Source organism: Pseudoalteromonas sp. SCSIO 43210, assembly GCF_054133285.1.
Genome location: NZ_CP087225.1, coordinates 1,600,993 through 1,627,155, shown reverse-complemented (window position 1 = coordinate 1,627,155; position 26,163 = coordinate 1,600,993). Strand labels below are relative to the sequence as shown.

General features: G+C 43.9%; 4 protein-coding genes and 1 pseudogene (1 of these 5 only partly in view). 1 reads left to right on the top strand and 4 read right to left on the bottom strand.

What is annotated here, in order from left to right:
• Positions 1–200 precede the first annotated feature (200 nt).
• Positions 201–1,381 (bottom strand): IS3 family transposase gene (locus LOS73_RS06980; protein WP_457934731.1). Its coding sequence is split into 2 segments (ribosomal slippage): positions 201–1,123 and positions 1,123–1,381, totalling 1,182 coding nucleotides; the frame shifts between segments, so codons are not numbered across the junction.
• 246 nt (positions 1,382–1,627) lie between these two features.
• Here LOS73_RS06980 and LOS73_RS06975 point away from each other — a divergent pair.
• A pseudogene (locus LOS73_RS06975) lies at positions 1,628–1,800 on the top strand (transposase); the annotation flags it as partial.
• A 482-nt stretch (positions 1,801–2,282) separates the two neighbouring features.
• Here LOS73_RS06975 and LOS73_RS06970 read toward each other — a convergent pair.
• The 3 genes from LOS73_RS06970 to LOS73_RS06960 form a co-directional block, all read right to left on the bottom strand.
• The gene (locus LOS73_RS06970; protein ID WP_457934730.1) at positions 2,283–3,866 is read right to left on the bottom strand and encodes an MBL fold metallo-hydrolase; all 1,584 of its coding nucleotides are present in this window, start codon (positions 3,864–3,866) and stop codon (positions 2,283–2,285) included.
• Positions 3,867–3,985: 119 nt separating this feature from the next.
• Entirely contained in the window at positions 3,986–16,165 is a 12,180-nt protein-coding gene (locus LOS73_RS06965; RefSeq protein WP_457934729.1) for an amino acid adenylation domain-containing protein, read from the bottom strand.
• Positions 16,166–16,167: 2 nt separating this feature from the next.
• A protein-coding gene (locus LOS73_RS06960; RefSeq protein ID WP_457934728.1) for a non-ribosomal peptide synthase/polyketide synthase crosses the window boundary here: on the bottom strand, positions 16,168–26,163 show its 3' end. Its footprint extends 17,682 nt past the window's final position; the window shows 9,996 of its 27,678 coding nt (coding positions 17,683–27,678); its start codon lies beyond the right edge, outside the window; it ends in the stop codon at positions 16,168–16,170.

The following is a 26,163-nucleotide window of genomic DNA, read 5'->3' as shown; positions in this document are numbered from 1 at the left end:
ATAAGCCCCATGAAATAAGGATATTTTTACGCTAAAATAGGAAAAGCGTCCTCCGATAAAGATATTATACATAAGGGAAAGTTATGAGTTTTGACTCATGGAATAGCTATATGCAGTTTAGCTGTTCAGTTCGAAATAAATCGCGATATATTTTAGACGGAGATGCGCAAAACTTTCTTCAAGGTATTAAACTGTAGTGGTCAACTAATTTTGGCCACAGTTTTAGAATCTTGATATCTAACCTCAGATTCATTTGGCGCTAAACCGGCATTACAATGATGCGGCCTAACATTGTTGTAATATCCATTTATGTAATCACTTACGCTATATTTAGCGTCTATAAAGTTTCCATATCCAATCTTTGGCATCCATTCCGTCTTAAAGCTTCTAAAAAACCGCTCCATTGGCGCATTATCCCAACAATTTCCACGTCTACTCATACTTTGTGTGATTTTATAGCGCCATAAACGTTGGCGATATTTTAAACTTGTATAATGGCTACCTTGGTCTGAATGGAACATGAGTCCTGTCGGTTTCCCTCTGCTTTCATATGCGAGTTCAAGCGCTTTTAGCGTTAAATTAGTATCTGGTGACAACGACATTGCCCAGCCAACCACTTTGCGTGCAAATAAATCAATAACCACGGCTAAATAAGCCCAGCGATTGCCTGTCCAAATATACGTCACATCACCGCACCACACGGTATCCGGCTCAACAACATCAAACTGTCTATCAAGCAGGTTTGGGATTTCAAGGTGTTCATTACCACCACGTTTATATGAATGTTGAGGTACTTGGCAGCTTTCGAGCTTTAATTTAACCATTAGCTTAGCTGCACGATAACGGCTCAATTCAAAATCATTGTTCGTTGCTATCGCTGCGATTGTCCGTGCCCCTGCTGAACCACCACTCATCGCATGTATTGCTTTTACTTCAGCCTCTAATCTTGCTTGCTCAGGTGTCGGCGCTGTATCCCGTATGGCCCAGTACTTATAGCTGCTGCGATGCACATTGAATACGCTACACAGCAGACTAATTGGATAACGCTCTCGTTGATTTAACTTCTCGATTAACGAGAATTGTTCAGGGAGTCGGACATCAAGAGAGCGGTAGCCTTTTTTAATATATCCTTTTCTAATTCAATGCGTTGGATTTGCTTTTTAAGTTCGCGGATTTCAATTTGTTCGGGCGTCATTGGTGACGCTGATGGTGACTGACCATTGCGTTCTAGCTTTAATTGAGTAACCCACTTACTTACGGTTGATTTACCCACCCCCATAGCTTTTGCTGCGTCTTCTTGCGTATAACCTTGGTCTACTACAAGCTGAGCCGTTTCTAATTTAATTGCCGCTGAATATGTTGCGCGTTTTAATTTCGTCATTTTTTCACCCAAATTTGTATGCTTATTAGCATAACATTTCTTTCTTAATGGGTGGCCAAAATCACTGTACCACTACACAATGATATTAGTGAGTTACAAGATAAAGCAACCGATTGGTTATGGACTTATAATAATGAACGCCCTAATATGCGCATAGGTGGCATAACACCCATACAAAAACTGGAAAAGTTAAACAACGGAAATTCTACAGATAGCCTCCATTAAAAATGGGGGAATTACCAAACAATGTCTGTATTTGATAGGGCTATGTTATCAAAGAGATACATTATTAAGATGATAAATGATCATCTCAAAAACATTTCACAAATAGAACATAGTCGACATCGTAATGAGGCCGTTTTATGTTGAATGTCATTTCAGGCATAGTGGCTTATTGCTTAAAAACAAAAGCCATGTAATGAATTACCGCACGCCAAGGCTTTTCGCTTTGGCTCAAATTCGCTACACGAAGAGAGGTATCTTATAGCGTTAAGTTCAAAAAACTTTACGCCGCAAGCGGCGGGGAATTAAACTCGCTCAGATTAAATTATCACCGAGTGAGTTTGAATTAATGTCGATCTAGAAAAAGAGTCTTCTTAAGCAGATCTCAGGTTAATTAACCTGGTGGGATGTTCTCCTCCTAATAGCAATATAAAAACGCCATTTCAAAAGAGAATCACACCAAGATATACGGTGACTATTGGGTTTCAAATGGTGGCACCAATAAAGCAAAGATAAAACTTAACAAATATTGAAAAACCAAGCGTGTTAAAAATTGAAGAAACGATTGTCGCTTTTTTAACATGTATGCAAAAAATGGATCGCTTCAACTTACGACAAGAAGCCCTAGAATGAAGAAACGTCCACTTTTATTGGCCAAAAATTAACTCCGAAATTTGAGTTATAAATTTATAGTCTTCCTACCAAACATTTTTTCACATTTTATATCGGTATCATGACATAACTGAAGCATCTTATTTGACTGAATAATTTGTTCGGAGTCGTCATTATAATCAAGCCCCATAAAGTAGTTAAACCAAGGTTCAAGACCCAGCGCATAAATATAAACTTCTTTTGGTTTGAAGATTTCAACCATGCCGAAACCAAGCTTAGAGTCACAACCATTCAGGCGACGTGAGTTTTTAATTTGCTTGCTGACCTTTTTTGTATGTAATGCGCCATACATCCAGGTATAAGGTGCACCAACACATTCCATGCCAATGGCAAGTATATCAACATCGCCGACCGCTTTTTGAATATGACGATACATGTTTGGATCAAGGTTGGCTGAATCTGCACCCAAAAAAAACTTCTTACCGTACAGCTCAATAAACCAAGCGGCTTTTGATCTAATGTTCAAATCACCATGTTCGCCTAAAAATGGCAAAGCTATAATTTTTCCACCTGGTAAGGCTATTTCTTCCATATCTTCAACTTCCATCACTTTGAAGTTCAGCTGCTGCAACATCAACTTCAGCGAAGGATCAGCTAACATTCCACCATTATTTTTTGGAACGATCAGAGTGTCTGTCTTATGGCGTAATTGTAATAAGGTTTCTAAATTTACATGATCTTGATGTGAATGAGTCAAACATATGTAATCTATTTTATCCGGCAGCTGATTGAAACTAAACACATCTCCAATATAAGATTCGTGAACTGAGGCTATTACAGGGTCAATCAGGATACTAATATCTTTAGTTTCAATTAAGAATCCGGCGTGGCCCGTATATTCTAATCGAATACCATCGGTGACTGGCTTGTATTGATTTTTCGGTGACTCAGTAGTAAATAAATCTTCTTTGGTCAACCCCCCTCGACATTTGCACTGAGCAAATAATTCATCCAATTCTTGCGCACTTAATGGATGCTGACGAGCTTTTGATATTCTATCGAGTATCGGCGAAGTGAAATTGAGATCAATATGAATATGAGCATCATCTACCAAGCGTGGTGTACTAAATACAAATGGCCGTTGGTTGGTATCTGATACCAAACCAAAAGCTACCGTTTGTAGCTGTGGCTTATAGTAATCACTCTTGTACAGCAATCCTTCAAGCAATCGATAAGACGGATTGTGTTCCATATCAAAAAACAGTTCTATATAGCCTTTTAGGGCGTCCGGAAGTTGTTCATATAGATATTCAATAGACTCACCAGTCTTGTGCGCCCGGATCAATTCGTCAAGCTCGCTAACTGCCGCAGACAATGCAACCAAATCAGAACATTCGTTTTTAGAGAATTCGATCAACGCTCTAATATCTTCTATTTGGTCTTCGCTACAGGCCAAGAAATCAGAACCCGACATGCCTGGTTCCTGATTGGCCATAATGTGCAAATGTGCATTATTAACAAACGATTTCATAATTCGAGTATGCGTATGCACTAAATGTCTTGCGCCCTGTACAGGCGGCAACAAGTATGGCCATGCATACCAGTTGTTAAATAAAGGTTCGAAATAGACCTGCTCTTTTAAATAATACATTGCTTTTACCTTTTTTATTATATTTTAATTGTTAAATTAGATAGTTATACCAATCGCACTAAATAAGTGTTCATCCTCATTGCATATTGATCACTTATTTAATGCGAATGGTATTAAATTTATAACGATTCGATGTACAGGGGCTCAATCTGCGTTAATGTTCTGTGTTCAATAATTTTATATGCTACATCGGTGACACACGGTGCTTGCAAAATACTTTGATGCCCGCCTTCTAACATATGATGATTAACAGTATCAGCTACGTATTTCTGCCATTGATTCCCAAGATGAATATCACAATCGGCAGATTGAAGTACCAACAAATCATCAAGCTGATACGAATCGCTGTGGTATGACCATTTACTCTGTGCTTTTATCACAGCTTCCATACCCTCGGTCCAGCTAGAATCTCCGAAATCTTCCTCCAACGAGTCATCCAGTACCGATATGTTCTGCTCGTCTATACTTTTGTATTCGGCATAACCATCTAAGACAATAAGCTGTGCTGGTTGATGGAATTTAGTTTGCAACAATTTAACCATTTCAAAGGCAACAGCGGCCCCCATTGAATAGCCCAGCAATACATAAGGCCCTTCATTTTGATGTTGCAATAGTCGCTCAACGTAATGTTCTGCCGCCGCTTCAACGCTACAGTGAACCTCACTTTTTCCGTCAAGACCTGACGGGTTAAAAGCATAAACACTTTGCTGCTTACCAAGATTGCTTGCCAGTTCTGAGAAGATATGACTGTATCCTGCAAAGCCCGGCACCATATAAATTGGCACATTGTTACTATCCGTATCACCGCACTGAATTTCGACAAGCAAATCAAATACCTTACCCTCCCCACCGCGAAAAATCAGTTCTGCCTGACTGCGAATGGTTTGGGCGTGCATTAACTCAAACAGGGCAATCTCGACACTAAACTCAACTTTAATTTTTGCTACTAGTTTCATTGCCAGCAACGAATGACCGCCAATCATGAAGAATTGATCTTCAACACTGATAACCTTTTTATCCAGCGTTTCCTGCCAAATTTTAGTCAACTTATGCTCTGTTTCGTTTTCCGGTGCCACATAAGTATTTTCCAACGTCTGTGCCAATTCAGGAGCAGGCAAAGCTTTGTAGTTAATTTTGCAACTTAAAGTCAGTGGCATTGAATCCAGCCAGACAAACACAGAGGGCATCATAAACAGTGGCAGTTCGACTTGCAGTTTACTGCGACATTGTGCCAACAGCAGTGCTTTTTCCTCATCGCTACCGTTTTTTTCATGTACAAGATAGGCTACTAGTTGTTTGTCAATCCCTTCATTACGAGCTACAACAACGGCATCTTTAATGCCATTACACTGGTGCAATTGATGTTCAATCTCACCTAGTTCTATACGTAAACCGCGCAATTTTACCTGGGTATCAATACGGCCGACAAACTCCAGGTTACCGTCAGGCAACCAGCGCACCATGTCGCCTGTTTTGTATAAGCGGGTCGAATGCTCATCGGTAAACGGGTTATTAACAAACTTCTCTTGCGTCAATTCAGCTCGGTTCAAGTAACCCCTAGCTAAACCAACACCACCGATAAGCAGTTCACCAACTACACCCTCTGGTAACAATTGCACCCCCTGATTAACTACATACATTTGAACATTGTCTATTGGTTTACCCAAATGCAGGTTCGTTTGACCAGTTTCAAAGGTGCCAATACTAGCCATTATCGTGCATTCTGTAGGGCCATATGCATTGTAAAATCTACGATTCTGACTCCATAACTGAGCTGTTTCTCGCGAACAAGCTTCGCCGCCAACCATCAGATGTGTCACCGAGGTAAACTGGTTAATATTGAGCTGCGGCAATAATGCTGGAGTTAAAATCATATGGGTCAATATATTATTTTGAACCATTGCGCCCAAATCATCGAGCGATTTGGTCGTTTGAGCCGATGGCAAATACAACTGGCCACCGCCACATAACGCCATGGTCCACTCATAAATAGAAGCATCAAACGCAATTGAAGCAAACTGCAATACACGACTTTGGGTATTGATATCAAATTCATTGACTAATCTGGTAGCAAAATTGCACAGCCCCTGATGCTCAATCATTACACCTTTTGGCAATCCTGTTGAACCTGAGGTGTATATCACATACGCCAATTGATTCGATAATTCTAACAAATCAATATTGTCACTTGGGCAAGCAGCTAATTCCTGTTGCACTTGCTCACTGTCCATACAGACGTTTTGTACACTTGTGTTCAATTTATTAGCAAGTGAATTTTGAGTCAATATCCAGTTAACATTACTGTCTTCAAGTAAATAGTTGATACGTTCCTGTGGTGAATCCATGTCTATAGGCACATAGGCACAACCTGCTTTAAGTATACCCAATATGCCAATGAACATATCTAAAGAACGAGTCATACATAATGCAATCAAGGTGTTTGGTTTTATGCCTAGTTCCTGTAAGTAATACGCAACTTGGTTAGCTTTTTGGTTAAGCTCACCATAGCTCAACGTATACTGTTCAAACACTAACGCTGTTGTATTCGGATGATTTTTCACCTGATCTTCAAACAACTGATGGATACCACAATCACTAGGATACTGCTTTTTAGTATCGTTATATTGACATAACAACTTACTGCTTTGATTATGAATCAACATGTCACAACGATTATGTGACTGTTCTATATCAGCCAACATTGCGTTGAATGCATTAACATAATATTCGCCTATCTGTTCAATCAAAGCGCTGTCATACATATCTTCATCAAAGGTGATGGTCAATTTAAGTTTGTCCAGACCAATGGCTCGCGAGAAGTTAATCGTAAAGTCAAAGTTGGTTTGACCAAAGCCCTGACCATCGCTGAACTCCATATCAGACTGATCTGCCAAATCTTCATACGCGTGGAAATGAGTGTAGTTAAACACAACCTCAGCAAATGAACGACCGGTATCACGCTGTATCGCAGATGACGGATAATGACGATAGGCCATAGTGTCTGTCATTCGGTTTCCTACCGATTGAATCAGATCAGCCCAGCTTCCCTCGGCCAATTCAAAGCAAACTGGAATTGAGTTCAAAAACAAACCAATGCCTTTATCACCACCTTCATACTCAGGACGTCCGTTGACAACAATGGATGTCAGTGCATGTGACTCGCCGCTAAGCATAGACAATACTTTACTGTGCGTCGCCAGCAATACTGATTGTACCGGTACACCCTGATCTTTAGCCAGTTGCAACACCAAGCCTGACAACTCAAAAAAGGCATCTACACCGTATTCCTTTTTCACTCGGCTGCGATGTTGCTCAACAACAGATTTGCACGGTATCTGCTGCATCAGCGCTTCTTCAAGCATCGATTGCCAGTAAATTTTAGCTTTCGGGTTTTTCAGGATTTGTATTTCCTGGGCAACAAAGTCACGAAACACAAATTCCTGCACAGCTTCAGGCAATGTATTGCCAGCCAGAAGCGTCTGATAATGAATAAACAACTGGCTGACAAACATTGAATCACTCCAGCCATCAATCATGCCGTGGTGGAATTTAAGTCCAAATTGGATACTTTGCTTAGAGCGTTTGTGAACAAACACCTTGAACAATGGCCCTGTCCAATTAAAGCTAATAGTTTTTTCAAGCTCTACCCAGTCAACAATATGTTGATTTTGTTCGGTTTCGCTCATGTCACTAATATCTTTGAACGTCAGCGGTAAATCTACGGTTTTATAGATTCTTTGCAACGGTCTTTCACCGTCTAAATAAAAGCCAGTGCGCAGTGCCGGGTGACAGGCGAATAAATAAGACATGGCTTTGACAAAACAGTCGTGATCCCATCTAGTTTTAACCTGTATGCTAAAGATATTATGATAATCTTCACTGTCGCTTTGCAATTGCGAATGGAAGACCATACCCGTTTGCAATTCAGACATAGGATAAACATCTTCATAAAGCACCTTGTCATCACCCAGAGCTTCGCGCTCTTGTTTGCTCAGCATTGAGAATGGTTCAACTTGGATATTGGATATTTCGTTATCACCACCAGTTTCAATATAGGTAGCCAACTTTTCTACCGTCTGATATTTGAAAATATCCTTAACGCTGATACTGCCATCACCGTTATGCAACTCGTTCACTTTAGATACAATACGAATCGACAAAATAGAGTCACCGCCTAAGTTAAAGAAGTTGTCATTGATGCCCACTTTTTCTATGGCCAAAACATCCTTCCATACGTCACACAAAACCTGTTCGATATCGTTTCGAGGCGCGACATAACTGGTCAGCTCCACTTCGCTTATCTTAGGTTCCGGTAAGGCTTTACGGTCAATTTTTCCATTAGTGGTCAAAGGCATGCTTTCAAGCACAACAAATACTGACGGCACCATGTGCTCAGGCAGTTTTGCATGCAAGTGGTTACGCAACCTTTCTATCAATGATTTTTTGCCTTCATCATCTTGTGGTAAATCTGTACCAGCCACATACCCTGCCAATTGCTTGGTCGGTGATGCGCCGTCATTGCTTTGCTCATGCACAATGACTACAGATTCTTTAACATCTGGAAAGCTGGTAAGCTGGTGCTCAATCTCGCCCAGTTCTATACGGAATCCGCGTACTTTAACCTGATGGTCAACACGGCCTACAAATTCAAGCTCTCCTGTCGGTAACCAGCGTACCTGATCACCGGTTCTGTACAGAGATCCTGTCTGCTCAGCAAACGGGTTAGCAATAAAACGCTCATCCGTCAGTTCGGCCTGATTCAAGTAACCACGGGAAACACCACGCCCACCAATGTACAGCTCACCAACCGCACCCATCGCTGACAATTGACCATACTCATCAAGCACGTAGGTTTGAACGTTTGACAGCGGTCCACCGATTGAGATCAAACGGCCATCTGCTTTGTAATTACCGGTAAGCTCTGCATAAGTTGCGAAGGTTGTAGTTTCTGTTGGGCCATATACATGGAGCAATTTAGTCGGTTTACCATTATCTAAAATGCGCTGTACAGCCTCGTAGTTAACCTGCTCACCACCAAACAATAAACAGCTTAAATGTCTGAGCAAGGCAGGGCGCTCATAAGCCACCTGATTCACAAGTGCTGTGGTCAGAAACATTACTGACACAGAATCATCTATCAGTTTTTGCTCCAGCGCCTCGGGGTTAAGTAGCGTATCTTTGTCAATGTACGCCACACTTGCACCATTACACAAAGCCCCCCAAATCTCAAAGGTCGCCGCATCAAAAGCCGGTGTAGCAGCATGGGCAACCACGTCTTGTACGCCAATCTCAACATAATGCTGATCACGCACTAAGCCCACCACGTTATGGTGATTAACCATTACGCCTTTAGGCTGACCGGTTGAACCTGATGTGTAAATTACATACGCTAATTCATTTGCACAGGACGCATTGGCAAAACAATCCGGATTTTCGATACTGTATTTGCCGCGAACGCGCTGCCAGATTCTGGAATCAAGTGCCAAAACACGTAAGTCTTCAAACGGCATATCTTCAATCAGCTCGTCCTGGGCCAATACCCAGCTGATTTCCGCATCTTCGACAAGGTAATCAATTCGTTCTTCAGGTAAATTCGGGGCAATCGGCACATAGGCACCACCCGCTTTAAGTATCGCTAGCATACCCACCACCAGATCAATGGAAGATTCCATGCAAAGACCAATCAAAGTCCCCGGCTTCACACCTTGTTCAAGAAGGTAATGGGCGACCTGGTTAGCCTGTTCATTAAGCGTTTGATAGCTAAGAGTTTCACCCTCAAAGATTATCGCTGTGCTTTGCGGATTTACAGCGACCTGCTGCTCAACCAATTGATGGATGCCACTATCGTACGGATAATCCCTCTGGGTGTCATTCCAATCAGTCAACAGGGTTTTACGCTGTGACTGGTCGAGGATAGGCAGCGCCTGAACCTTCTGTGTTGGCATATCAACGATAGCTTTGACCAATTCTTTAAGACCATCGGCAAAGCGCTGCAAAGTTTCCGGCAGGAATACTGAGGTGTTGCAAGTCCATTCAAGCATCAATTCATCAGCAAGCTCGGTCACATGCAGACCCAATTCGTAATCAACGCTTATATCTGCATCTTCTGTTTGATAAGGCTTAAACGTCAACCCTGACAAGTCAAGTTCACCCTGTTCAAAATTTTGCAGCGCAAAGACAATTTGATATAAGGCGTTGTGGTTGAAGTTACGTTCAGGGTTAAGTTCATCAACCAGCATTTCAAACGGAATATACTGATGGCTGTATGCATCAATAATGCTTTGCTTGTTACTGGCCAGCAGTTGTTCAAAATCAGGGTTACCGTGGAGGTTACAGCGCAGTACCAGGTTGTTAAGGAAAAAACCGATTAAAGGTTCGACTTCCTGCTGGGCACGACCAGCAATTGGTGTGCCCATAACTACATCGGTGTCGTTGCTGTAACGCGCAATCAATACCGAGAATGCAGTTTGCAGGAACATGAACATGGTCACATCGTTATCTTTGCAAATTGCCCTGACCTGTTCGGTTAATACCGGATCAAAGTGACTAACGCAGGTAACACCAACGAAGGACTGAACCTCAGGACGTGCTTTGTCCAGCGGCAAACTGTGCACTGGCTGGATACCACCAAGGTGCGTACGCCAGTAATCAAGCTGGCTTTGCTGCACCTCACCTTGCAACCAGTTGCGTTGCCACTGGGCAAAATCGGCGTACTGGATGGCTGGCATTGTCAATGGGTTGTCTTGACCTGCAACATAAGCACTGTACAAAGCATTAAGCTCCCGGGTGAAAACACCCATCGACCAGCCATCAAAGGCAATATGATGGGTTGTGATCAACAACAGATGATGTTGCTCATCCAGTGTCAACAGTTGTGCCCGCAGCATCAGATCATTTCCTAAGTCAAACGCATGCTCTGACTCATGACGCACCAAACGATTTACTTCAAGCTGTTGTTCATCCGCCGATAAATAGATCAATGAAGTCTGTTCAAGGATAAAATCCTGTGCCTCTCGTATCCGTTGAAAAGCCTGCCCGTCTTGTTCAAAAAAATTGGTACGCAATACTTCATGACGGGCCACAATGGTGCCCAGCGCCCGTTCGAAGCTAAGATGATCCACTCCTCCTTCAAACGACAACAGGGTTGGCATATTGTAATGACTGCTGCTCTGCAATTTGTCAACAAACCACAAGCGCTGCTGGGCAAATGATAATTGCAAATTCTGGTCGCGAGAAACCACCGAGATGTTATTTTTCTTTACCGTTTCAGCGGTTGCTATCACTTTAGCCTGCATTATAATAGTCTGATTGTCGAAAATCTGACGAACACTTAATTCCACTGACAAGGCGTGCTTGATGGCACTGACCAAACGGGTTACCAGCAAAGAGTGACCACCGAGTTCAAAAAACGATGCGTTGGTTGAAATGTTTTCAATTGATAACAACTCACTCCAGATATCCGTCAGTTGTTGTTCAATTTCGTTAGCAGGTGCAACGTAGCCGATTTTTGCAATAACCGCCAATGGCAATGCTTTACGGTTTACTTTACCGTTAACAGTCAATGGGAAGGTATCAAGCACTATATAAGAAGTAGGCTGCATATATTCTGGGATACGATTGGCCAGCCATTGACGCATGTCGCTGATCAAGACTTGTTCATCTTCGACTTTTTTGTATGCAACCAGATAGGCAATCAATTGTTTGTCTGAACCTTCGCCGCTGACAGCGACCAAAGACTCGCTGATGTTTTCATGCAAAGTTAATACGTTGGAGATCTCACCCGGTTCAATCCTGAACCCCCTGATCTTGATTTGTTCATCGACTCTGCCAATAAATACCAAATTGCCGTCTGCACCTATACGAACCAAATCGCCCGTTCGATAACAGCGGATAGACGGGTTTGTTCCATAAGGATCAGCGATAAAGCACGATCCCATCATTTCAGGCTGGTTAATATAACCACGCGCAACACTTATGCCTGCAACATACAATTCCCCTACAACACCTTTTGGTACCGGACGTTGTTTTTTGTCAAGTACATACAAACGGGTATTACTGATTGCCTTTCCAATGGTCAGTGGTGCATTAACAACAACCGGTGCAATACTGGCACAAACTGTAGTTTCAGTAGGGCCATAGGCGTTAAACATTGGATAGTGTGAGCCCCACAATTGAGCAAGTTGCTCATCACAGGCTTCACCGGCAACCACCAGACTTTTCAAGCTGTATGGCTTAGTAACATCCATATGCGGCAACAATGCTGGTGGTAGGGTAGCGTGAGTGATTTTTGACTCAACCATGTAGTCTTGCAATAACACAGGTGTTTGCTTTTGCAAGTCTGTACAGATATGCAACTCGGCACCGTTAAGCAATGCCATCAACCATTCCCAGGTTGCCGCGTCGAAACTCATAGAAGCGAACTGGATCACACGACTGTTACTGTCAACACCAAATCTTGCCCGTTGATCGCAAGACAGACTAACCGCGCCCTGATGTTCAACCATAACGCCTTTGGGCAATCCGGTAGATCCCGAAGTGTAAATCACATAAGCCAGATTGGACGGTTTAACCATAGTCTCAGCCACATCCGGTGATGTTGTCGGATACAGGCCCAAGATACTGGTATTGCCAATAAATACTGAGATATCAGCGTCAATAGACGTACGTTTCAACACTTCAGGCTGAGTCAATACCATGGTTGCACCACTGTCACTGAGCATATGTTCAATGCGAGCCACAGGATAATTCGGGTCAAGTGGCACATAAGCACCACCAGCTTTCAAGATGCCCAATACACCAACCATAGTGTCAAGTGAGCGATCAGCACAAATACCTACAGGCATATCTGGTTTGATACCATTTTCGATCAAATAATGAGCTACCTGATTGGCTCGCTCGTTTAACTGACGATATGTCAATGAGTGACCGGAAAAAACCACCGCCTTATTGTAAGGCGTTGCTTGAGCTTGACGCTCAAACATCTGATGAATACACAGATCCGTAGGATAATCACTAATGGTACCATTGCCGCTTGCCAACAACTGTTGTTGCTCGACATCAGATTGCAACGGCAGGTCAATGATTTTACTGTGAGGCGCAGCGATAATGCCTTCAAGCAACAGAGCAAAACTTTGCGCCATGCGTTCAATGGTAACTGCTTCAAACAAGTCGGTATTGTATTCCCAGCTTGCCGTCAAACCCTGCTCAGATTCCTGCATGCTTAAGCTTAAATCAAACTTGGCAACACTGTGTTGCTGTTCAACTGGTTTGAGGTTCAAACCCGACAGGGTCAATTCTTCCATTTGGTTGTTCTGCAAGATAAATACCAGCTGGAATAATGGACTGTGGCAGAGGTTACGTACTTGTTGGTGTTTCTCAACAAGCATTTCAAAAGGTACGTGTTGATGATCAAACGCTTCAAGAGTGGCCGTTTTTGAACGCTGCAAACACTCAACAAAACTCGGATCCCCCGATAAGTCATTGCGTAATACCAAGGTGTTAACAAAAAAGCCAATCAGCGATGAAACCTCAGTCTGGGTGCGGTTTGCCACTGGGGTGCCCATCACGATATCGGTTTCATTTGAATAACGCGATACCAAAAGTGCAAAAGCTAACTGCAAGGTCATAAATAAAGTTGAGTCGTTATCAAGACTCAACTGATTGAGCTGGTCATTGAGATTTTTGTCCAGCTGCTGACAATGAACGGCACCAGCAAAGGTCTGCTGCTTAGGTCTGGTTTTATCCAATGGTACACTGTGTACCTGCGGCAAGTCTTCAAGTCGCTTTTGCCAAAAATCCATTTGCTGGGCAAGAAAATCTTTACCCTGCCACTCACGCTGCCAGCTGGCAAAATCGGCGTATTGAATTTCCATCGGTTGCAACATATTGTGTCTGCCATCAATGTGAGCATTATACATAGCACCCAATTCATAGATGAATACTCCTAGTGACCAGCCGTCTGTAGCAATGTGATGCATGGTAATCAGCAACGTATGCTCTTCATCCGCTTCTTTGAGCAGACAAGCCCTGATCATTAAATCATTAGCCAAATCAAACGGCTTTTCTGCTTCTATCCTGGTATAGGCTTGAACTTGTTCCTGTGCCAAACCGGCTTCAACAGCACTAAAGTCCACTTCAACCAGTTCAAGACCATTATCTGCATCCAGCACTTGTTGATGCGCAACACCAGCTTCACTGGTCAGATAAACCGTACGCAAGACTTCGTGACGTACAATGATGTCATTAAGTGATTTTTTAAGTGCATCGACATTTAATTGCCCTGACAGCTTTAGGCCAAGCGGCATATTATATTGGTTGCCCGCGCCTTCAAACTGGTCAATAAACCATAGCCTTTGCTGGGCAAACGACAACGGTAAAGGTTTACCATCACGCGCCACAGGCACTATCTGGGGAATTTCGTTTTTCTTTTCACCAGTTTCAATCAACTTAACCTGTGAGACGATATCTGCCGCTTCAAACAGCTCCATAATGGTCACTTTGACATTGAAATGCACCATTATTTCAACTTCAAGACGTATTGCGGTCAGCGAGTTGCCGCCGAGGCTAAAAAAATTATCATTCAAACTAACCTTTTCAACACTCAACAGCTCTTGCCATATGGTGGCTAGTTTGATCTCAAGCTCGGTCGTCGGCGGCACAAATTCGCACTCGTCAAACCAAATAGGCTCTGGCAAGCTTGAGTGATTGACATCATCGTTTTCATTGAGCGGCAATGCGGACATTATTTTGTATCCCACAGGTACCATAGCTTTTTCAATGCGACCGCTTAACCAGCGGTTTAATTCGTTGATGAAATCTTGTTCAACTTCAGGCATTTGTTCGGCAACCACATAAGCTGCCATTTTTGATTCATCACCTGTGACCACAACTCGGGCATCGGTCAACTGTGGATGTTCTATCAAGGCATCGGCCACTTCAGCAAGGTTAAAGGTCAACCCGTCAACCTTGATTTGATTGGCCAGTTTACCGACGAAAACCAAGCTAGCATCCGCCATTCGACGTACCAAATCACCTGTTTTGAACAACTGTTGTCCGGCAGTTTTGGCAAACGGATTGTTGATAAAACGCTCATCAGTCAGCGTCTGGTTCTGCCAGTAACCACGACCTACAATAGGGCCACCGATATGCAACTCACCAACCACACCTGTCGGTGATTGGGCACCGTACTCATCAAGTACATAAATTTTAACACCCGCAAGTCCATCACCAAGATTTTTGCCGATATCACTTGTAAGTTTAACAAACGTAGATATACCACACGTTTCCGACGAGCCATAAATACCAAGCAGATTTTGCGGTTTGCCATTGGCATTAACCTGTGCCAGTGCTTGCGCTTTTGGCTCGCCGCTAACCAGCAAATAACGCAAAGTGGCAAACGCATCAGCTTGCTCATCGGCGATACGGTTAAACATCGCTGCGCTAACAGCAAGCAGTGATACGGACTCAGTTTTAAGTTGTTTTGCCAATGCGCAGATATTACTCTGAATAGCAACCAGTTTGGCACCACTGCAAAGGGCAGCCAAAATTTCAAAGGTGGCCAATGACAATGCCGGATTGATCAACTGTCCAACCACATCTTTTTGAGCAATACTGACAAACTGACTGTCGTTTAACAATGCGGCAATATTTCTATGGCTGGTCATTACTCCTTCAGTGGCGGTAGAGGCATCGGCATAACTGACATACGCCAGCTGCCCCGTAGTATGACCCAAAGTTTTGCTGTCAGGATTTTGCTCAGAATAACGACCCAACAGGCGTGTTCTAATATCGTTGTCCATCGGCAACATTTTGAGCATTTCAAACGACTCGTCTGACAACAACTCGCTTTGAGTCAATAACAAGTTAATGCCGCTGTGCTCAACGATATGGTCAATGCGATCTTCATCCCACTCAGGGTCAATCATCACCCATGCACCACCGGCCTTAAGCACCCCCAGCATGGCGATAACCCGATCACCAAGTGTGGCTGAAATATACTCAATACATATGCCCACTACAGTGTCAGCTTTAACTCCTTGCTCCAGTAAATAATGAGCAACTTTATTGGCCTGTTCGTTAAGTTCAGCATAACTTAAACTGTCATCATCAAACACGACGGCTGTTTCTTGTCCGTGTTGTTGTGCCTTGGCTTCAACACGCTGATGAAGACAGAGAGACGCTTCACTTTTAGCAGTGTTGGCTGTAAGTTTTTTCTGTAGCAGTGCCCTTTGCTGCGGGTTAAGTTTTGCCAATTGCTGTTTAAACTGTTCGGCTTTGTTGGTGTTAATCTTGTCACTCATTATCATTCTTCCTTATTTGCCAGCGCAGATTCGATATCTGCCTCAGACATGTCTTCTAACTGTGCGAATAAATCGTTCATTGCTTCCTCATCTAGGTTATTAATATCCGGTTCAAGTAAAAGCGCATCAACCTCTTCGTCCTGTAGATATTCCTGGGTAATTGGCAATACCATTATTTCCGTTTCCGGGGCTTGTATAATACCGTGTATCAAAGTTTGCAGACTATCGGCAAAGCGCAATAAGGTTTGTTGTTCAAATACGGCCGTGCTGCATGTCCAGACCAGTTCCAGCTCATTTTCCAGCTCGGTAACGTGCAGGCCCAACTCATAGTCCGGCGTCAACTGGTTGTCTTCATGCTGGAATGGTTTAATGGTCAAACCCGACAGTTCAAGTGGGGCTTGTTCAAAATTTTGTACTGCCAACACCACCTGATACAGCTCGTTGTGACTGAAACTGCGCTGAGGCCTGAGTTCATCAACCAGCATATCAAACGGAATATGCTGATGAGTAAAGGCATCCAGCAGGTTCTGCTTATTTTCAGCCAACAGCGAGGTGAAGGTAGGATTACCCGATAAGTTATTGCGCAACACCAAAGTATTGACAAAGAAACCAATCAATTCAGCGGTATCCTGTTGGGTACGACCTGCTATCGGTGTGCCAATAATAATATCGGTCTCATTACTGTAACGGGACAACAAAACCGAGAACGCCGTTTGCAAGAACATAAACAGGGTTACGTCATGGCGTTGACAAAAATCATTGATCTGCTCTGTCAATTCGCCATTCAGACGGCAACGATGCTCTGCGCCGACATAGGTCTGTTTTTGTGGTCTTGGATTATCCAGCGGTAAACGGTGCACTGATGGTATGTTGTGAAGATAGTTGCGCCAGTAATCCAGATGCCCTTCCAACACGTCACCACTTAACCTGTTGCGCTGCCACTGTGCATAATCAGCATACTGCACCGGCAACGGTGCCAATGTGTTATCTTGCCCGGTAAGATAAGCGGCGTACAACACGCCCAGCTCACGGGTAAATATCGCGGTAGAAACCCCGTCAAAAGCAATATGGTGTGTGGTCAACAACATAATGCGCTCAACCTCACCACCATTTTGATTGTCTGACAATGTCAGAATACGGGCACGCAGCATCAAATCAGTGCTTAAATTAAATGGCCTTCTGGCTTCAACGGCCGCAAGAGTTTTAACCTGGGCATAACAGCCTTCGCGGGTTTCATCTTTAATCAGTTGTTGTTCAAGTACAAACGGTACCGCTGGATAAATCACCTGACGGGCCTGACCTTCGTGCTCTTCAAAACGAGTAGACAATACCTCATGGCGTTCAATCAGTGTGGTCAATGCCCGTTCGAAACAGCCATGGTCAAAATGACCACCAACTACCATCACGTTTTGCAGGTTGTAATGGGCACTGCCTTCGAGTTGGTCAACAAACCACATACGTTGCTGGGCAAACGACAGCGGCAGGTTTTGCTCTCTAGATACAATGTCAATATTGACCTGTTCGACCTTGTCCGCCTCATCTATCACCTTAGCGAGCATAACAATGGTCTGATTTTCGAAGATATCACGCAACTCCAGTCTTACCGAGAACACATTGGTAATAACGGAGGTCAACTTGGTGATCATCAACGAGTGACCGCCCATTTCAAAAAACGATACATCGGTGCTTACCTTTCTCAGTGACAAGAGTTCAGTCCATATTTCACACAATTTCCGTTCAGTCTCGGTTACTGGCTCTACACAATCAGACGCTACAACATCATCAAACTCAGGTAACGGCAGTGACTTGCGGTCAATTTTTCCGTTTACTGTCAGTGGCATCACATCTAGCACCACAAATGCCGATGGAATCATGTGCTCTGGTAGTTTAGTCTGTAAATGACTACGGTAATGCGTGACCAATCCACTGCCTTCTCCCTGTTGTTCAAATGCTTCAGGCACCACATAAGCCACAAGACGTTTATTCAGAGACTCAATATCTGCCAAATCTTCCAATGCCAGAACCAACGCTTCTTTAACACCGTTGATACTGGTTAATTGATGCTCAATTTCACCTGGTTCAATCCGAAAACCACGTACTTTGACCTGATGGTCAACCCGACCAATAAAGTCTAATGTACCGTCCGGCATCCAGCGTACCAGATCACCTGTTTTGTACAGTCGCTCAGCCGGATCGTCGTTAAACGGATTAATGATAAACTTCTCGTCTGTCAAGTCTTGACGGCTGAGATAACCTCTGGCAACACCACGACCACCTATTAACAACTCCCCCACTGCGCCTGCTGGCAACAATGTTGCGTGCTGGTCCATCACATAAACCTGTACATTAGCCAGAGGAGCACCGATGGTAATTTGTCGACTGCCTTCAGTGTAATTGCCGCTTAACTCAGCAAACGTAGAGAAAGTTGTCGCTTCAGTTGGACCGTAAACGTGTAACAGTTTTTTCGGTTTACCATGGTCAATGATAAGCTGTACTGCACTATAGTTAACCTGTTCACCACCGAACAACAAGCAACTCAATTTGCTGAACAATGTCGGACGCTGAAAAGCGGCCTGATTAAGCAATGCTGTAGTAACAAACATCACTGAAACAGATTCACGTTGTAGTGCCTCGTCCAGTTTGTCGACCTGCAACAACGTATCTTTGTCAATGTAAGCGACTTTTGCGCCATTACATAAAGCCCCCCATATCTCAAACGTAGCCGCATCAAAAGAAGTACTGGCTGCCTGTGCTACCACATCACCCAAAGCGATAGACACATAGTTCTGATCGCTGATCAAACCAACAATATTTTGATGATTGACCATAACCCCTTTAGGCTGACCTGTTGACCCGGAGGTATAAATTACATAAGCCAGTTGTTTTTCGCTAAACGTATCGTTAGCCACATTATGGCTATGATAGTTAACCAATTCATTCAATTTTGCATCGTCTAAACACAGTATGGACAAATCGGTTACCGAAGTCTCAAACTTTGACACCGCATCGGTAAGTACCAACTGTATCGAGGAGTCTTCAACTATGTAGTCAATCCGTTCCTGTGGCAATTCCGGGTCAATCGGTACGTATGCTGCGCCAGCTTTAAGCACCGCCAACATACCAATCACAATTTGCTGCGAACGTGCCATACAAAGACCAACCAAGGTATTAGTATCAACCCCCTCTGCCTTAAGGCAATGGGCAAGCTGATTAGCTTGTTCATTCAATTCACTATAGGTTAACTGATACTCACCAAAAGCAAGCGCTGGTGCGTTGGGACTAAGCACTACGTGCTGTTCAAACAACTGTTGCACACTACTTTGTTGCGGGTAATCGACCTGTGTATCGTTCCAATCGTTAACCAGTGTCTGACGTTCTGCTTTACCAAGCAAATAGCAAGGATTGTGCTGCTGGTCAACATCCGCCAGCAACGCTTTGAATACATTGATGTAATAGCCACCCATGCGTTTGATCAAAGCTTCGTCGTAACGATTCATGTCAAAGTTGATATACAATGACAAATTATCTGAGCCCATAGCAGTTCTTGAAAAGTTAACCACAAAATCGTAGTTGGTTTGTTCAAAGCCCTGCGAGCCCAGCACCTGCTCATCCAAATCAACTTCAATATCACTAAAGGCGTGGAAGTGGGTGTAGTTGAATATCACCTCAGAGAATGTACGTCCGGTATCCCTTTGGATAGCCGATGATGGATAATGACGATGAGCCATTGATGTACTCATGCGCTCGGCAACCGAAGCCACCAACTCTGACCAGCTGCTGTCCGGAGCCAAATCAAAACATACTGGCATTGCGTTCAAAAATAGTCCCAGACCGCGATCACCACCTTCATATTCAGGTCGACCATTAACTACTACCGACGACAACGCCTGTGAATGACCACTCATGCTGGTCAATACCTTAGCATGTGCGCTAAGCAATACCGACTGTAAAGGTTCGCCAAGTTTCTTGGCTACGGTATACAGTTGTTGAGACAAATCCGAAAATCCTGGAACATTATATAATTTGTCAATGCGGTCTTCATGCTGGTTGTTACTTTTAAGTTTGTTCGGAATTTGCTTCAACGGCGCATCTTCGAGTACCGACAACCAGTAGTTTTTCGCATCAGGATCGGCCAATGCAGTCAGTTCCAATGCAACAAAATCACGAAACACATATTCTGTCTGCGGTGCAGGTAATGCTTTGCCTGCCATTGAGTTCTGATAATGAATAAATAACTGGCTGATAAAACTTGAGTTACTCCAGCCATCATAAACCGCATGGTGGAAGCTCAGGCAGAATTCAAAGCTGTCTTCAGTGCGACGGTAAACAAACAACTTAAAAAGCGACCCATCCCAGTCAAACTCTACACTTCTTTCCTGAATCAGCCAGTCGGAAACAAACTGATCCTGTTCATTTTCAGACAAATGACGTATATCACCACAGACAAGTGGTAATTGTTCAAGTTTGTTTACACGCTGCAATGGACGATCGCCATCCATGTAGTAAGCGGTACGCAATACAGGATGCTGTTCGAACATCAGACGCACTGCCCGTTCGAAGGTATTCTGATCCCAGGGCATCTTGATGTGATAACTGAAGATGTCATGGTACACCTCGCCGCTGTTTTGCAATTGCGTGTGAAATACCATGCCCAGCTGCAATTCAGACATCGGGTAAACATCATCATAAAGCGCTAATTGGGCTTCTCCAATTTCTTCACGCTCAGCATCGTTAAGCAATGAGAACGGTGCAACTTTAAGCACAGGCTTGTCATCTGTTGCATTGTCGACCATGTACTGAGCCAATGCTTTAGCCGTTTGGTGTACAAAAATGTCTTTAACAGTCAAGTTCGCATGATCACTGCTTTCAAATGCCTGATTGACTTTGGAAACCACCCGTATAGACATAATAGAGTCGCCACCAAGGGTAAAAAAGTTATCTCCTATGCCAACCTGGCTGATGCCAATAATTTGCTCGAAGGCTTCACATATTACCGCTTCTACCTCATAAGAAGGCGCGACGTATTCAATCTGTTCAACATCAAAATCTTGTGGTTTAGGCAAGGCTTTACGGTCAATTTTACCATTTACCGTCAACGGCATAACAGGTATCACTACAAACACCGACGGCACCATATGCTCCGGCAGTTTACCATCCAGATAGGTACGATAGGCGGCAATCAAGTCACGATATTCAATCTCGTCATCATTGCTCTCAGGGTTAACGTAAGCAACCAAACGTTTGATTTCTGTACCTTCATCCTGACACACCATAACAACGGCATCTTTAACACCAGCACAGGTCACCAGCTGGTGCTCAATCTCGCCCAGTTCAATACGGAATCCTCTCAGTTTCACCTGATGGTCAACTCGGTCAATATATTCCAACAGCCCCTCTGGCAACCAGCGCACTAAGTCGCCTGTTTTATACATACGCCCAGTTGGGTCAGCAGAATATGGGTCAGCTACAAACTTGTCTTCTGTCATGCCCGGTTGATTCAGGTAACCTCGAGCTACAGCGGCACCACCTATATACAATTGGCCAACCGCACCGATCGGCATTTCTTTTAAGTCATCTGAAAGTACATACACTAAAGTGTCGCCAATGGCGCGACCGATAGACAACGACTGCCTGTGGTCAAAATCACGTGCTATAACATGACAACAAGCAAAAGTTACACATTCTGTAGGACCATAACCGTTAACTACCCTGATATCAGGATTAGCGTCATACAAGTTTTTCACTGACTTACTGGAGACCACATCACCACCGGTAATAATGGTTTCAAGTGATGTATTGGCGCTTTGAGGGCTGTCTACCCAGAGATCAAACAAACGTGCAGTCAACCATGCCAGATTGACTTTATTCTCAGCAATCGTTTGATTAACCAGATCAATATCCACTTTTTCGTGTGAATAACATACCGCAGTACCACCACTTAGCAATGGCACCCAAATTTCAAAAGTCGCAGCGTCAAATGATATAGGCGCAGCTACCAAAACTTTAAGGGGCTCATTTATACCCACATAATCACCGCTGCCATGAACCAGTCGGACCACGTTTTGGTGAGTGACCATAACGCCTTTTGGCTGTCCGGTTGAACCTGAGGTATAAATCACATAAGCCAGTTGCGACGATTTATGTGCTACTTCAACATTATCGGTTTTGTATCTGCCCAACAAACTAGTTCTGATGTTCTCGTCGAGCGGCAAAATTTTAAAATCATCAAAATCAAGCTCGCCCATCAAGTCGCTCTGGGTCAAAATAAGTTCGACCTTTGAGTCTTCAAGCATAAAATCAATACGATCTGCCGGAAGATTTGGATCTATCGGCACGTATGCACCCCCGGCTTTGAGTATACCCAGTATACCCACCAGCATATCCAGTGAACGGTCCAGACATAGTCCAACCAAGGTGTCAGGTTTAACCTGTTGGTCCAGTAGATAATAGGCAACCTGATTAGCTTGCTCATTAAGCGCTCCATATGTCAGCTCTTCATCTTCATAAACCGCTGCAATGGCATTTGGATTACTTAAAGCCTGGGCTTCAAACAAGTGATGGATACAGGCATTTTCATCAAAGCCTCTTTTAGTCTCGTTCCACTGGTTATATCGCTGATGTTCTGCGTTGGTCAGCATCGGCAAATCAGTAATTTTACCGTCGGTTCCTGCCAAAATACCATCAAGGATAACTTCCATATGGCCAAGCAAACGCATAATGGTTTCTTCGGAAAAATCTGCTCCCTTATAATCCACTGAAAATTCAAGTTCAGGCCCTACCGCGACACTGAAGGACAAACCATAGTTGGTCTGTTCGTCATCGGCAAAATCATCAAACGCCAGCCCGTTGTAACCAGTGCCGTCATCCACAAGCTCTTCGATTGGGAAGTGGTTAAATGCAAATAGGGAGTTAAACAGTGAGACATTTTTCTCTACGCCACTGAGGCGCTGAATGTCAAGCAACTGCAGATAGCTAAACGACTCTCTTTCTACCCCTTGTTTGTGCAACTGCTGCAACCATGTATTGATATCGGTTTCAGTATCAAAGTCCATGCGTACTGGCAAGGTGTTGATAAACAAACCAGCTATCTGCTCGACATCAGCCAACTTGGCAGGTCTTCCTGCGGTAGTCTCACCAAAGACCACAGTTTTCTCACCACTGTAACGGTGCAGCAAGTAACCCCAGGCACCCTGAATGATGGTGTTAAGGGTAGTTTTAGTGGATTTTGCCAGCTGCTGTAATGCTGCGGTTTTATCTTCAGGTAAATAAACTGCGGTATAACCTGAGCCAGTATCCTGTGACTCAATTTTTAACTGATCAATACCAATTTCAGTCGGTGATTCAAAATCACCTAGCATCTGCTGCCAGTAAACACGTGCTGCCGGTTTGTCCTGATCGTTCAACCACTGAACGTAGCCACGATATGGGACCAACGTCGGCAATTGCTCAGTGCGACCCGCCTTAATGGCTTCATAACACAGTATTACGTTTTTAAGCACAATCGCCTGAGACCACGCATCCATTACAGCATGGTGATAAGACAATAATAAACGTACAGTTTTGTCATCCAGCTGAAACATTGATAGTCTCATCAAAGGTAGCTGGGTAATATCAAAGCCCTGCTTTTTGTCAGCCCGTCGGTAGCTTTCAAAGGATTTTCGCTGTTGTGTTACATCCATATCACGCAGGTCTTTAACCGTGACATCTAATGAGCCGTTGGCAACCACCAATTGATGCATCTGCTCGCCGACAAACACAGTACGGAACACATCGTAATGATTCACAACCTGCTGCCAAGCCCGACTGAATGCGTCAATATCCAGATCACCGACAACGTTCAGGAATAGCTGGGTTATATAAGCTGATTTATCCATCAGGCTGTGGAACAACAAACCCTGCTGCATCGGTGTAGAGGCATAAACATCTTCAAGGGTAGGGTGATCAACCTGCCATTGTTGCAACTCTTGTGCATTTATCTGTGCCAGTGGGAAATCACTTGGGGTATAACAACCCGCTTCATCGCTCTGGCAATGTTCGACAATCTGCTCAAGGCCTGATTTAATGCCCTCAACCAGATCCGTCATCATCTGATGATCGTATTGCTTTGAGTTATAACCGATAGCGATAGTCAATTGATCTTCAAGCACACTGCCGACAATGCTCAGCTGGTGCTCACGCTGGCGTTTAACGCTGATGATATTACCGGCGCTCTCATCTGCAATACTAAAGATACTGTCGGTGCCCATGGCTTGGTCAACCTGACCAATATAGTTAAAAATAATCGGCGATTCGTTGCCGTAGCATTGATTGTTGATCCCTTCGTCACGGACAAGGAACTTAAGCAAACCAAATCCGATGCCTTTGTTGGGCACCTGACGGGTTTGCTCTTTAACAGCCATAATTCTTTGTGCAATATCAACACCTTTCTCACTGTGCAATGTCAATGGATAAATGCTGGTAAACCAACCCAGGGTATCACTATGATCAATAATTTCATTAAGCGATTCACGGCCATGCCCTTCCATATCAACCCGAGCGGCAGATTCACCACTCCAGTCATTAATGCCTGACAGCAATGCCGTCAGCAGTAAGTCGTTGATCTCGGTACGATATGGTTTATTGCTGTCAGTCAACAGCGATGTGGTTTTCGCAGCATCAAGGGTGAATGAAACTTGCCCGGTTGTTGCAACAGTATTGTCTACCACTTCACCATGACCTACAGGCAATGGTGCTACTGCAATTGACAGTTGCTCCAACCAGTAATCACGCTCTTGCTGCACCGCATCGGTGGCAGCATGTTCAAGCAGAAATTTGCCCCATTGTTGTAAGGACGATGTTTTCGCAGTCAGTTTAACGGGTTTTCCGCTAGTAAGTTGTTCATAACCAAGCTTTAAATCAGTCAGTAATATACGCCATGAAATACCGTCGACCACCAAATGATGCAATACCAGCAACAGGCGTTGCTCACCCTGCATTGAGGTGAACAATACCGCTTTAAACAGAGGCCCGTCTGTGATGGACAAACTTGCCTGAATCGCTTCACCACGAGTTTCAAGCGCTTGGGTTTGTTGTTCGGCACTTAGGCCGTCAAGATCTTCAACAACCACTGAGGCTGCAACCATGGCGTTGTCAAATATCTGGTAATTGGCTTGCCATTGGTCCTGTTCTTGAGTAAAGCGCAATCTCAACGCATCATGACGCTGATACAAAGCCGTAACCAATTGCTCTAACAGCGCCTTACTAAGTTTTTTCGGAGCTTTAAGCAACAAAGCATGATTATAGTGCGAACGGTCAACCGCATCGCCACTTTCAAGATACCAATGTTGTACAGGTAATAGTGCCTGTCCTGCTTCGCTTGGTGTTTGCGGTGCTACAATGGAAATATTGCTGCCTACCACCTGCAATGCCAATTCGCGAATGGTTTGGTGTTCAAACAATTGGCGTGTCGCCAAACCAAGACTATTACGATTACACGAAGCTATCATTCTTATGGACAGAATTGAGTCACCACCAATAGAAAAGAAGTTGTCAGTTACACCAACCTGCTCAATACCCAACTCGGTTTGCCATATTTCACACAACTGACGTTCAATGTCAGTTACTGGTGCTACATAAGTCGATTCGCTCAATATTTGGCTGTCAGGCTCCGGCAACGCATTACGGTTGATTTTTCCATTTGGCGTCAATGGCAACCCATCGAGCTGGACAAAAGATGCCGGGATCATATATTCCGGTAAAGAGGTTTTAATGTGCTCGCGCAGCAAATCTTCATCGATATTAACACCTGACTCAGTAACCACATAGGCTAACAAACGTTTGGGGTCACCCCATGCAATTACAACAGCTTCTGTGACTTTTTTATAACTCAGCAATGCAGATTCTATCTCGCCAAGTTCTATTCGGAAACCGCGTACTTTAACCTGTTCATCGATACGACCAAAGTATTGCAGGCCACCGTCAGGCAACCAGCGTACCAGATCACCGGTTTTGTATATCCG